The following is an 11876-nucleotide window of genomic DNA, read 5'->3' as shown; positions in this document are numbered from 1 at the left end:
GGCGCCAAGAGTCATGTCGACAACCAGCCCGAACGAGTCACCGGCCGTTATTGGGCCCTCTTGGCCCAGCCCTTTTCGTCGGGGCCGCCGGACTCGCCGTGCTCGCACAGCTCAAGGACCTTGTTGGAGGCGGCGTGAACAGCCGCCTGGGTGCTCTTGCGACCGCTAGTGGACGCGGTGCCGGCCGCATAGCCCACGATGAACGCGCTGATGGCGTCCGCGTGCGGTCCGACGGCCTTCGCCGATTCCTCCGCGACCTGGATGATCTTCTCGTGGTCGACTTCCAGATCGAGTATCTGCAGTGCCTGGATCAGGCGGCCGCTCCAATGCCGCAGCGAGCTGTCTTCATCTCGGGTCAGAGTCATTGGTACTTCCCTTCGTAAACTGCGTGAGTCGAACGGCTACGCCTCAAGGGTTAGCACCGACACCGGCCATGTGCAATGCTGCACAGGGCATTTTCGGCCGGCTCACTGCCACTAACTCCACAAGGCGACGTGGAACTTCGACCCCCGGCGCTCAAGTCCGCGCGAACCTCCCGGGGCGACCATCGCGGCGGTCGCATCCGCGGTACCGACGAATCGCTGCAGCGTCTGCGCCACCGTTGTGGTCCGTCGGTGGTCCAGCGTGCTGGCCCACCAGAGGCCAGAGACCGGGGTCCCGACGACGGGCACGCGAACCAGCGTCCCGCTGTGGAGTTCAGCCCGGACAATGTGGCCAAGCGCCAGCATGATGCCCTCCCCCGCCCGGACGGCGGCGAGGGCGTCAGTCTCGCTGCTGAGCCGGATGATGTCCGGCCCCACGCCCGTGGAGGCCAGCCAGCGTCCTTCCTCCGTGCTGTCCTGGATCCCGGCCGGGCCGGCAAACCACGGCCGGCCCATCAGCTGCTGCACGGAAACCGGTCCGTGCAGCCGGCCCAGAGGATGGGATGGCGCGGCAATAACAGCGCGCTGGTAGCGCAGGAACGCAACCGACTCCAGGCCGAGCTCCGTCACCGCGGTGCCGGCGGGCGCCGTCGGCCGTGCGCCCAGGGCGATGTCGTACGCACGCTCCTTCAGAAGAGAGCAAAGGTCCTCCGCGGACTCGACCACCACGTCGACCGACGCGCCCGGCACCCGTTTCGTGAAGACGTCGAGCAGCCGGCCGGCCGCATGCTCGGCAAAAGGTGCGGTCGCAACGATCTTGAGCCGCCCGGCGTCGTTCTTGGCGTTGGAGACCTCCCACCGGGCCTGATCCGCCAGACCGATGATGTCCTGGGCGTAGTCGGCCAAGGCCCGGCCGCCGGGCGTCAAGGCAATCCCGCCTCCGGCGCGCACGAAGAGCGGGTCGCCGAGGTCCTGCCGGAGCGCGGCCAGGGCGGAGGACACGGCCGGTTCGCTGACCTCCAGGGTTTCCGCCGCAGCATGAAGCGAGCCCAGCCGGGCCACGAGGGCGAACGCGCGGAGTTGGCTCAATGTCATCGACACGGCGTCATAACCTTTCGCTTATGACGATATTGACACTCCGTATCAGCCGGAGCAACACTTTCCTCAAATCGGTGCTGCGCGACGTTTGCCAGCGCCCGGGAGTGAGGTAGGGACTATGCAGATTCCGGCTCCGTTCGACTATGTGCGGGCCACCTCGGTGGACCACGCGCTGGCACTCCTCTCGCGCCACGGCCCGGAGTCACGGGTGGTCGCCGGGGGTCACAGCCTCCTGCCGATGATGAAGCTCCGGCTGTCCCGGCCGGATTGGCTCATCGACATCAACGACCTCTACGAGCTCGACTTCATCCTCCGCGACGGCGACAAGCTGCGGATCGGCGCCCTGACCCGCCACACCACGCTGTTCGAGTCCGATGAAATTAACGGGCTCTTCCCCATCGTCCGGGACGCCGAGTCCGTCATCGCCGATCCGGTGGTGCGCAACCGCGGCACCATCGGCGGCTCACTCTGCCAGGCAGACCCGGCGGAGGACCTGTCCACAGTGTGCAATGTCCTGGCCGCGGAAGCAGTCATCCGCGGACCAGGCGGCGAGCGCATCCTGACCATGGCCGACTTCCACCGCGGCCCCTACGAAACGGCCGTGGGCCAGGATGAGCTGCTGTGCGAGCTCCGCTTCCCCATCCGCCCGGGCTCGGGCAGCGCCTACGAGAAGGTCGAACGCCGGGTGGGCGACTGGGCCGTGGGAGCGGCCGGTGCCGCCGTCACGCTCGCGGCGGACGGCAGCATCGCCGACGCCGCCGTCGGACTTACCGCCCTCGGCCTGGACCATACCGTTGCGGAGGCCGCCGCGGTGTTGCGGGGCCAGCGGCCCACGGAGGAACTGTTCGCCGAGGCCGGACGCCTCGCTGCGGCGGCCTGTGATCCGGTGGATGACCAGCGCGGCCCGATCGACTACAAGCGGCACCTCGCCGACGAACTCACGCGGCGGGTGTTGCGGCTTGCCTGCACCCGCGCCGCCCGGACCCAGGAAGGCTGAAGCGGATGCAGATCAGCATGACCGTGAACGGCAGCGAAGTCACGAGCGACATTGAACCCCGGGTGCTCCTTGTCCACTACATCCGCGAGGTCCTCGGCCTGACCGGCACGCATTGGGGCTGCGACACCAGCAACTGCGGGACCTGCGTGGTCCTCATGGACGGGCAGCCCGTGAAATCCTGCACCGTCCTGGCCGCCATGGCCGCCGGGCACGACATCCGCACCGTCGAGGGGCTCGCGAGCGGCGGAACCCTGGACCCCGTCCAGCAAGGCTTCATGGAGGAGCACGGGCTGCAGTGCGGCTTCTGCACCCCCGGCATGATGCTCACCGCCCGTGCCCTGCTGGACAAGAATCCGCATCCGGACCCCACCGAGATCCGGCAGGCCATTTCGGGCCAAATCTGCCGGTGCACCGGTTACGCCACGATCGTCCGTTCAGTGCAGTGGGCCGCGGCCCACCCGGCAGGCGCCGACAGCGACGCCGCAGCAGACGAAGTCGACGGCACGGACACAGCAGTCCCGGAAAGTGCGACGGAGCTAGAGGACACGGAGGTGAAGGCATGACCGTCATCCACGAGCGGCCCGGCAACCCCGCGGCCGGCGATGAGGACCGCCCCATCGGCTTTGGCCGTATCCAGCGCAAGGAAGATCCACGCTTCGTGCGCGGCAAGGGCCACTACCTCGACGACATCGTCCTGCCCGGAATGCTCCACGGCGCCATTCTGCGCGCCCCGGTAGCGCACGCCCGGCTGGTCTCCATCGACACCACCAATGCCCTGGCCCATCCCAAGGTCCTGGCCGTCATCACCGGAAAGGATCTCCTGGGACTCAAGCTGGCCTGGGCCCCGACGCTCTCCGCGGACGTCCAGGCCGTACTGGTGACCGACAAGGTCCGCTTCCAGGGGCAGGAGGTCGCGTTCGTCGTGGCCGAGGACCGCTACGCGGCCCGGGACGCACTGGAACTGATCGAGGTTGAATACGACGTCCTCCCCCCGGTCATTGACGCCCGCAAGGCCCTCGATGCGGACGCCCCCGTGATCCGTGACGACATTGAGGGCCGGAAGGACAACCGGATCTTCGACTGGGAAATCGGCGACAGGGCGGAAACCGAGGCGGTGTTCGCCTCCGCCGACGTCGTCGTGTCGCAGGAGATCGTCTACCCGCGGGTGCACCCGGCCCCTATGGAAACCTGCGGCGCCGTCGCGGACTTCGACGCCGTCAACGGGAAGCTGACCCTCTACGAGACAACCCAGGCCCCTCACGCCCACCGCACCCTCTTCGCGATCGTCGCCGGGATTCCCGAGCACAAGATCCGGGTGGTGTCCCCGGACATCGGCGGTGGCTTCGGCAACAAGGTGGGCATCTACCCCGGGTACGTCCTGGCCGTGGTCGGCTCGATCGTCACCGGCCGGCCGGTGAAGTGGGTGGAGGACCGCTCCGAGAACCTGATGTCCACCTCCTTCGCCCGTGACTACATCATGCAGGGCGAGATCGCGGCCACCAAGGACGGCAAGATCCTCGCCGTTCGGACCAATGTGCTCGCGGACCACGGCGCGTTCAACGCCACCGCCCAGCCCACCAAGACCCCGGCCGGCTTCTTCTCCATCTTCACCGGCAGCTACGACCTCAAGGCCGCGTACTGCAGTGTCACCGGCGTCTACACGAACAAGGCGCCGGGCGGTGTCGCCTACGCGTGTTCTTTCCGCGTCACGGAGGCGGTCTACCTGGTCGAACGGATGGTGGACATCCTGGCCCGTAAGCTGGAAATGGATCCGGCCGAGCTGCGGCTGAAGAACTTCATCAAGCCGGAACAGTTCCCGTATGCCAACAAGACCGGCTGGGTCTATGACTCCGGCAACTACGAACCCGCCATGCGGCTGTCCATGCAGATGGCCGGCTACGACGAGCTCCGGCGCGAGCAGAAGGAGAAACGCGAGCGCGGTGAGCTGATGGGGATTGGGGTCTCCTTCTTCACCGAAACGGTGGGCGCCGGACCCCGCAAGCACTTCGACATCGTGGGCCTGGGCATGGCGGACGGCGCGGAACTGCGCGTCCACCCCACCGGCAAGGCCGTGGTCCGGATCTCGGTGCAGAGCCAGGGCCAGGGCCACGAGACGACCTTCGCGCAGATCGTCGCCGAGGAACTCGGCATCCCGCCGGAAGACATCGATGTGGTCCACGGCGACACGGACCAGACACCGTTCGGGCTGGGCACTTACGGCAGCCGCTCGACGCCGGTCAGCGGCGGCGCCGTCGCCCTCGTGGCCCGAAAGGTGCGCGAGAAGGCGAAGCTCGTCGCCGCCGCCATGCTGGAAACCCGGCCGGAAGACCTGGAATGGGAGAAAGGGCGCTGGTTCGTGAAGGGCGATCCCAGCGCCGGAAAGACCATCGCCGAAATTGCCATGGGCGCGCACGGCACAGTGGCCCTGCCGGAGGGCGTTGACGGCAACCTCGACGCCGAGGTCACCTACGATCCCCCGAACCTGACGTTCCCGTTCGGCGCCTACATCTGCGTCGTCGACGTCGATCCGGGCACCGGCCACGTCAAGGTGCGCCGCTTCATCGCGGTGGACGACTGCGGCACCCGGATCAACCCGATGATCATCGAAGGCCAGGTGCACGGCGGACTGACCGACGGCGTCGGGATGGCGCTGATGGAGATCATCGAGTTCGACGCCGACGGCAACTGCCTCGGCGGGTCCTTCATGGACTACCTGATCCCCACTGCCATGGAAGTGCCGGACTGGGAGACCGGTTTCACCGTCACCCCGTCCCCGCACCACCCGATCGGCGCGAAAGGCATCGGAGAGTCCGCCACAGTCGGCTCGCCGCCGGCGATCGTGAACGCCGTCGTCGATGCCCTCGCGCCTTACGGGGTGGTGCACATGGACATGCCGTGCACGCCGGCCCGGGTCTGGGCCGCGATGCAGGGCCGCGCAAGGCCACCGATCTGACATGACCACGGCCGCGGAGTCCCTTACGGCCCGGGCGAATGATCTCGCCTCCCGCCGTGAGCCGTTCGTCCACGCCACGGTGGTACGCGCCCAGCGGCCTACCAGCGCCCACGCCGGGGACACCGCGCTGGTACTGCCCACCGGTGAAATCCAGGGCTTCGTGGGCGGAAACTGCGTCGAGTCCTCGGTACGGGAGTACGGCCTTCAGGTCCTGGCGTCCGGGGAGCCTCTGCTGCTGCGCGTGCTCCCCGGCGAGCCGTCGCGCAGCGCTGAAGAGGGCGCCGTCGAGGTCTCCAACCTCTGCCTCAGCGGCGGCGCCATCGAGATCTTCCTGCAGCCGCGCATCCCGGAGCCCCGGGTCCTGGTGGTGGGCACGACGCCGGTAGCCCAGGCCCTCGCGACGCTCGGCTCCGGCGTCGGCCTGGCCATGGAGCTCACGGACGGGGAGTCCGCGGAACCCCGGGCAGACGACGCGGCGCTGATCGTGGCCTCGCACGGCAAGGCGGAGGAAGTAGCCCTCGAGGCGGCCCTGCGCGCCGGCGTGCCCTACGTCGCGCTGGTGGCCAGCGAGACGCGGGGCGCCGCCGTGCTGGACTCCCTCGAGATCAACGCAGAGCAGCGCGCGCGGGTCTTCACGCCGGCCGGGCTGCAGCTAGGGGCCCGCTCCCCTGGCGAGATCGCCCTGTCGATTCTCGCCCAGCTCATCCAGGAACGGTCCAGGGCCCGGCATCACCCGCCGCCCGTCGCACCCGCTGCCACGCCCGCAGGGATGCCGGACGCGGCCCCGGGAACCGCGATCGATCCGGTCTGTGGCATGACCGTCGCAGCGGTGGAGACGTCATTGCATCTTGAACACAACGGCGTCACCGTGTACTTCTGCTCACCCGGCTGCCGTGCCGCCTTCCGCAAGGATCCGGAGCGCTATGCCCTTACTACCTGAGCCCTCCCCCACTCACCGCAGGACCGCCGGGCTGATCCTGGCAGCCGGAGGCTCCCGGTGAACACGGCGGCGCGAACCGGCGCGGAGGAAGACGTGCAGCGCAGGGTGCCCGATGTCCCGTCGCTGATGGCGGCGCTGGACCGGGGCGATTACCTGGCCGATGTCGGCCTGGCCACGGCGCTGTTCCTCGCCGTCCGGCTGCCGCAGCCGATCCTGCTGGAGGGTGAGGCCGGGGTGGGCAAGACGGAGGCGGCGAAGGCCCTGGCGGAGCTGCTGGACACGCCGCTGTACCGGCTGCAGTGCTACGAGGGGATCGACGCCGGCGAGGCCCTCTACGAGTGGAACCACCAGCGGCAGCTCCTCGGGATCCGCCTGGCCGAGGTGCGGGACGCCTCCGTCACAGAAGCCGACCTCTTCAGCCCGGAGTACCTGCTGCGGCGCCCCCTGCTGCAGGCGATCGAGCATCCCGGCCCGCGCCCGGCGGTGCTGCTGCTGGACGAGATCGACCGCGCCGACGCCGAATTCGAGGCGTTCACCTTTGAGCTGCTCGCCGAGGCCGCGGTCACCATCCCGGAGCTCGGCACCATACGGGCCACCCATCCCCCGATCGTGATCCTGACCTCAAACCGGACCAGGGACCTGCACGATGCCCTCACGCGCCGCTGCCTCTACCACTGGATCGACTACCCGGGACCGGACCGGATCGCGGAAATCGTGCGCCGCCGGGTGCCGGCGAGCAGCGGCCCGCTGGCGCTGCAGGCGGCAGCCGTCATCACGAAGCTGCGCAGCCTGGATCTTGCCAAGCCTCCGGGGATCTCGGAGGCCATCGACTGGGTGTCCGCCCTCGCCGTGCTGGGCATCGAACGCATCGACGCCGCGACGGCGGAACAGACCTGGGGCTCGATCGTCAAGAACCGTGACGACCTGGAGTTGGTCGGCGCCCGCGGGGCGGCTTGGCTCGTGGACGGCACCGATGGTTGAGGCCATCACTCTCCCGACGGTGGAGGCGGCCGCCCTGTCCGCTGCCTTCGTCACCGCCCTGCGCCGGGCCGGTCTCTCCTGCTCCCCGGACCGGGCGGTCCGGCTGGCCGAAGCCCTCCGGCTGGTACCGCCAGACGACGTCGAAAGGCTCTACTGGACGTCCCGGGTGGTGCTGGTGACCGCGCGCGAACAGCTCCCGGTCTTCGACGCCGTCTTCACCACCGTGTTCCGCAGCGACTTCGACCCCGCCGCGCGGCTTGCCGGCCCGCGTGGGCCAGGAAGCCCGCCGTCGGCCGGCCCGGAAGAAGCCCGCACCCGACCCGCCGCGGCCGACAACCGGTCTACCCGGAGTGCGCCGCCCCGTAAGCAGCCCCGTTCCGCCGTAGCCTCGGCCGCGCCCACCAGTTCCGGGGACCACGACGCGGCCGCCCATGAAGCCGTCCTGGCCATGGCCTCAACCGAGGAACACCTGCACGGGATGTCCTTCGCCGAGCTGTCCTCCGAGGAAGTCCAGGACATCCGGCGGTTGGCGTTCCGGATGCTGCTCGCAACTCCGTCGCGCCTGAGCCGCCGCTCCCGCAAATCCGCCCACAGCAGCGCCCGGCTGGACGTGCGCGCCACGGTCCGCGCGGCACGGCGTTCCGGCTCCGACACCACCCGGCTGCTGTACGCCCGGCGGCGTGAACAGCGGCGCAAACTGGTGCTGCTGTGCGACGTCTCCGGCTCGATGGAACCCTATGCGCGGGTCTTCGTGTCGCTGCTGCAGGGGGCGGTGGCCTCTGCCGGGGCCGAGGCGTTCGTGTTCTCCACACGCCTGACTCGGCTGACGCGGCAGCTATCGCTGCGCGATCCCGACGTGGCGCTGGCCCGGGCCGCCGCCACGGCGCCCGATTGGGCCGGGGGCACCAGGATCGCCGATAGCCTCCGCCGGTTCGTCGACGAACACGGCCGCCGCGGGCTGGCCCGCGGCGCCGTCGTGGTGATCTTCTCGGACGGCTGGGCCCAGGAGGATCCCGCTCAGGTCGCAGCCCAGATGGCGAGGCTGCGTAGGCTGGCTTACCGGATGGTGTGGGTCAATCCCCGGAAGGCGGCCCCCGGCTACCGGCCGCTGGCGGGCGGAATGGCGGCTGCCCTGCCGTACTGCGATGCCTTCGTCAGCGGACACAGCTTCACGGCTTTGGCAGAGATGGCGGCTGCCATCCGCGGCGACGGCCGGTCATCACTCGAGAGAAGGACGAGCTAATGCAGATCGACAGCACATTCTCGGTGGTCGCACCCATCGACGAGGTCTGGGACACCCTGATGGATTTCGAACGGGTCGCGGGCTGCCTGCCCGGGGCCAAGATCTTGAACAAACTCTCTGACGACGCCTATCAGGTCGGCATGACGGTCAAGTTGGGGCCGGTGAACATGCAGTACAAGGGTCTGCTGAACGTCGTCGAGCGCAATGCGGCCGAGCACCGCGCCGTTCTTGGCGGAAAGGCGCAGGAGATCCGGGGGCAGGGCACCGCCGAGGCCACCGTGACCATGATCCTGACCGAAGAGCCCGGCGGCACTACTCGGGGCACCGTTGACGCCGACCTGGCGCTCTCGGGCAAGGCGGCCGCGATGGGCAAGGCGGTGATCGGCAGCGTCACGGAGCAGATGATGCGCCTCTTCGCCAGCAATCTGCAAGCCATGCTCGCCGAGCCTGTGACGGCGCAGGCGTCCGCCGCCGGAACCAAGGTGCCGGGCCCAGTCCCCGCGGCTGAAGCCGCCGCCGAATCCGCCGCCGGCCAAGTCGCTGCCCCGGCGGCCCCGGCACAGTCCTCGGAGCTTCCGGGCCTGCCGTCGAGCGCCATGGCCGCTGCCTCCGCACCCGCAGCAGCCGCGCCCACCGCACCCAATCCGCCCACACCAGCCGCACCCGCAGCAGCGGCGCCAATCGCACCCGGGACCGGCAGCCTGGACGCTCTGAGCCTCGCGAAAGGCGTGGTGGCGGACCAGCTCGCCAGCCCCGGGAAGGTCCTGGCGCTGCTGGCCGTCGTGGCTTGTATCGCCTACTGGGCCGGCCGGCGGTCAGCGTTCCGGATGATCCGGATGTACGGGAGGCTGAGGGAGTTCCGTGCGTGATGTGCTGGCAGCCATGATGCCGGGCTGGCAGAAGGGCCGTATCGCCGGTCTGGCCACCGTCGTGAGCACCTTCAAGTCGGCCCCGCGGCTCCCGGGCGCGTCCATGCTGGTCACAGCCGAGGGGGAGGCCGTCGGCTCCGTCTCCGGAGGTTGCGTCGAGGGCGCCGTCTATGAGCTGGCCACGCAGGTCAGGGAGGACGGCACGCCGGTCCTGGTGCGCTACGGGATCAGCGACGACGACGCCTACGCTGTGGGCCTGACCTGCGGCGGAATCATCGACATTTTCGTCGAGCCGGTTTCACGGCAGAGCTTCGCCGAGCTCGACGCCGTCGGGCGGGACATCGCCGCCGAGCGCCGGGTGGGGGTCGCCACCGTCATCGAGCACCCGGACAGCAGCCGGCTGGGACGGCACCTGATCGTGCGGCCCAGGGGGTTCGAGGGCGACCTTGGGTCCGAGCGGGCCAATCACGCCGTCGGCGATGACACCCAAGGCCTGCTCGCCGCCGGCCGCTCCGGCATCCTGACCTACGGCCCCGACGGCGAACGGCTTGACTCCGGCATGCGGGTGTTCTTCTCAAGCTACGCCCCGCCGCCGCGGATGCTGGTTTTCGGGGCGATCGACTTCGCCTCGGCACTGGCCCGGCTGGGAGCCTTCCTGGGCTACCGAGTCACCGTGTGCGATGCCCGGGCCATCTTCGCCACCCCCGCCCGGTTCCCCGATGCGGCCGAAGTCGTCAACGCGTGGCCGCACCGCTATCTGGCCGAGCAGCTGGAGAAGGGTCTGGTGGACCAGCGGACGGTCATCTGTGTCCTCACGCATGACCCGAAATTCGATATACCACTGCTGGAGGTAGCCCTGCGCGGAAGCCCCGTTGCCTTCATCGGAGCCATGGGTTCCCGTCGGACCCACGCTGACCGGATCGCCCGGCTGCGCGAGGCGGGCCTGGGCGAGGAAGAGCTGGCGCGGCTGCACAGCCCGGTGGGGCTGGATCTGGGTGCCCGCACACCGGAGGAGACTGCAGTGTCCATCGCCGCCGAGATTATCGCGAAGCAGTGGAGCGGCAGCGGGGAGCCGCTCCACCGGCTCGACGAGCGGATCCACCACGACGAGCAGCATTGACAGGGCACCGTTGATCGAGAACGATTTCCTGCGCTGGGGGCTGACGGCACTGCTGCTGGCAGCGTCGCTGTACGCGGCGTTCCGCGCCAGCCGCAAGTCGCCAGCGGCCACCCGGGTCGGTTTCGGACTCCACGCCGCCATGATGACGGCCATGGTGCTGATGCTTCCCCCGGGCTCCAGTGGCCCGCACTCCCCCAGATCTTCTTCTTCGGCCTGGCCGCGTGGTGGTTCGTCCTCCGCGCCGTCTCCCGGCTGCCTGTGCCATTCACAGGGCCGGGGAACGGTCGACTTCCGGGACGAGACGGCCTCGGTAGTTTGCTCTACAACGCGCTGACGATGGCCGCCATGGCGTACATGCTGGCGGCGATGGACGTCCGCGGGAACCACGGCGCGCTGGCCGGTCTGGGGGCCGCGGGGCTTCCGGGCCAGACGGCGCACCACGGCGGGCCCGCTGCGGGGCTGCTGCTGCCCCGGTCCTGGCCGGACTCCTTGCCGGACTCCCTGCCGGACTGGAGCACCCGGCCCGCCCTCGTCCTGGCGGTTGCCTTCGGGGTGGCCGGAGCCGTGTGGGGCTTGCTCCTGGTCCGGCGGCTCCGCCCCCACACCAACCGGGGCCGCGGCGACGCAGTCCTGGAACTCGTAGGCGCGGCATCGATGGCAGTCATGTTCGCGGCGCTCGCGGTGTGACACTACGGAGCGGTACTTCAACTTCGCGTGATTGATTGGCGTGTTGCAGGATGTGTCCCTCGAGGCCCTTGCCAGGGCACTCACCGGGGCCCGCTCCGGTGCCTACTCACGGAACGGACCCAGCGGTGTCTGCGGGGTGGAGACTGCCTGAGGGATGAGGTGCAGGCTCTGAAGACGGCCGATACGTGACGTTCCCGCGGCAATGATCCCGGCCTATGGCGCCCCAGTGAGGAACCCTTGTTCCTTCATCCATTCGAAGGCGACATCCGCGGGCTCCTTGCCGTCGACGTCGACCTTCAAGTTGAGTCCGCGCATCGTCGTATCCGTCAGCAGCGGAGAAATTTGCGCGAAAATCCCTTCAAGCTCCGGGTGGGCAGCCAGGGTCCTGGAATAGAACACCGGCGCCACGTTGTAGGCGGGGAAGAACTTCTTGTCATCGGTGAGCACCGTCAGGCCCAACGCGTCGATCCGGCCGTCCGTGGCGAAAACCTCGCCGAGGGTACACACACCGTTGTCCGTGGCACTGTAGACGGCCCCGACGTCGTACAGGCCGATGTTGCGCTCCGGCACCCCGGAATCGGAACCCCGGTCCAGGCCGTAGTGCTTGAGCATCGGGCCGAAGCCGT

Annotated in this window: 12 protein-coding genes; 9 read left to right on the top strand and 3 right to left on the bottom strand. The window is 69.2% G+C overall.

Going from position 1 to position 11876, the window contains the following annotated elements; all coding sequences use genetic code 11:
• Nucleotides 1–47: 47 nt before the first annotated feature.
• Together ACQCSU_RS00890 and ACQCSU_RS00885 are read right to left on the bottom strand one after the other, a co-directional pair.
• Nucleotides 48–365 carry a DUF6457 domain-containing protein gene (locus ACQCSU_RS00890; RefSeq protein WP_426977725.1) on the bottom strand — a complete coding sequence of 106 codons (318 nt, stop codon included), beginning with the start codon at nt 363–365 and terminating at the stop codon, nt 48–50.
• A 111-nt stretch (nt 366–476) separates the two neighbouring features.
• A complete protein-coding gene (locus ACQCSU_RS00885) occupies nt 477–1457 on the bottom strand; it encodes a LysR family transcriptional regulator (RefSeq protein WP_426979897.1) in 981 nt (326 codons plus the stop codon).
• A 121-nt stretch (nt 1458–1578) separates the two neighbouring features.
• Here ACQCSU_RS00885 and ACQCSU_RS00880 point away from each other — a divergent pair, with 121 nt between their 5' ends.
• Genes ACQCSU_RS00880 through ACQCSU_RS00840 form a run of 9 tightly spaced genes read left to right on the top strand, consistent with a single transcriptional unit; the run spans nt 1579 to nt 11250 of the window.
• Nucleotides 1579–2457 (top strand): FAD binding domain-containing protein, encoded by an 879-nt coding sequence (locus ACQCSU_RS00880; protein ID WP_426977723.1) that lies wholly within the window; start codon nt 1579–1581, stop codon nt 2455–2457.
• 5 nt (nt 2458–2462) lie between these two features.
• On the top strand, nt 2463–3020 hold the full coding sequence (locus ACQCSU_RS00875; protein ID WP_426977721.1) for a (2Fe-2S)-binding protein: 558 nt from the start codon (nt 2463–2465) through the stop codon (nt 3018–3020).
• Nucleotides 3017–5410: an aerobic carbon-monoxide dehydrogenase large subunit gene (locus ACQCSU_RS00870; RefSeq protein ID WP_426977719.1), complete on the top strand. Its 2394-nt coding sequence runs from the start codon at nt 3017–3019 to the stop codon at nt 5408–5410. The genes ACQCSU_RS00875 and ACQCSU_RS00870 overlap by 4 nt, the downstream gene beginning before the upstream one ends.
• Nucleotide 5411: 1 nt before the next feature.
• On the top strand, nt 5412–6350 hold the full coding sequence (locus ACQCSU_RS00865) for an XdhC family protein (RefSeq protein ID WP_426977717.1): 939 nt from the start codon (nt 5412–5414) through the stop codon (nt 6348–6350).
• A gap of 57 nt (nt 6351–6407) precedes the next feature.
• Nucleotides 6408–7331, top strand: coding sequence for an AAA family ATPase (locus tag ACQCSU_RS00860; RefSeq protein WP_426977716.1), 924 nt, complete (start codon nt 6408–6410; stop codon nt 7329–7331).
• Entirely contained in the window at nt 7324–8574 is a 1251-nt protein-coding gene (locus ACQCSU_RS00855) for a vWA domain-containing protein (protein ID WP_426977714.1), read from the top strand. Before ACQCSU_RS00860 ends, ACQCSU_RS00855 begins: the two co-directional genes overlap by 8 nt.
• On the top strand, nt 8574–9443 hold the full coding sequence (locus ACQCSU_RS00850; protein ID WP_426977713.1) for an SRPBCC family protein: 870 nt from the start codon (nt 8574–8576) through the stop codon (nt 9441–9443). The genes ACQCSU_RS00855 and ACQCSU_RS00850 overlap by 1 nt, the downstream gene beginning before the upstream one ends.
• A complete protein-coding gene (locus ACQCSU_RS00845; RefSeq protein WP_426977712.1) occupies nt 9436–10563 on the top strand; it encodes an XdhC family protein in 1128 nt (375 codons plus the stop codon). The genes ACQCSU_RS00850 and ACQCSU_RS00845 overlap by 8 nt, the downstream gene beginning before the upstream one ends.
• Before the next feature lie 33 nt (nt 10564–10596).
• Nucleotides 10597–11250, top strand: coding sequence for a DUF5134 domain-containing protein (locus tag ACQCSU_RS00840; RefSeq protein ID WP_426979896.1), 654 nt, complete (start codon nt 10597–10599; stop codon nt 11248–11250).
• Between the two features lie 213 nt (nt 11251–11463).
• Here ACQCSU_RS00840 and ACQCSU_RS00835 read toward each other — a convergent pair whose 3' ends face one another.
• Nucleotides 11464–11862: a glycine betaine ABC transporter substrate-binding protein gene (locus ACQCSU_RS00835; protein WP_426977711.1), complete on the bottom strand. Its 399-nt coding sequence runs from the start codon at nt 11860–11862 to the stop codon at nt 11464–11466.
• Nucleotides 11863–11876 lie beyond the last annotated feature (14 nt).

Source organism: Pseudarthrobacter sp. O4 (assembly GCF_050157025.1).
In the GTDB taxonomy this organism is placed as follows: Bacteria; Actinomycetota; Actinomycetes; order Actinomycetales; family Micrococcaceae; genus Arthrobacter.
Note: the sequence above shows the minus strand (reverse complement) of the source record. Positions and strands in the feature narration are given on the sequence as shown.

Coding starts and splice junctions, on each gene's coding strand:
- ACQCSU_RS00890 (WP_426977725.1), bottom strand. CDS start 365: ATGACTCTGACCCGAGATGAAGACAGCTCGCTGCGGCATTGGAGCGGC.
- ACQCSU_RS00885 (WP_426979897.1), bottom strand. CDS start 1,457: ATGACATTGAGCCAACTCCGCGCGTTCGCCCTCGTGGCCCGGCTGGGC.
- ACQCSU_RS00880 (WP_426977723.1), top strand. CDS start 1,579: ATGCAGATTCCGGCTCCGTTCGACTATGTGCGGGCCACCTCGGTGGAC.
- ACQCSU_RS00875 (WP_426977721.1), top strand. CDS start 2,463: ATGCAGATCAGCATGACCGTGAACGGCAGCGAAGTCACGAGCGACATT.
- ACQCSU_RS00870 (WP_426977719.1), top strand. CDS start 3,017: ATGACCGTCATCCACGAGCGGCCCGGCAACCCCGCGGCCGGCGATGAG.
- ACQCSU_RS00865 (WP_426977717.1), top strand. CDS start 5,412: ATGACCACGGCCGCGGAGTCCCTTACGGCCCGGGCGAATGATCTCGCC.
- ACQCSU_RS00855 (WP_426977714.1), top strand. CDS start 7,324: ATGGTTGAGGCCATCACTCTCCCGACGGTGGAGGCGGCCGCCCTGTCC.
- ACQCSU_RS00850 (WP_426977713.1), top strand. CDS start 8,574: ATGCAGATCGACAGCACATTCTCGGTGGTCGCACCCATCGACGAGGTC.
- ACQCSU_RS00835 (WP_426977711.1), bottom strand. CDS start 11,862: ATGCTCAAGCACTACGGCCTGGACCGGGGTTCCGATTCCGGGGTGCCG.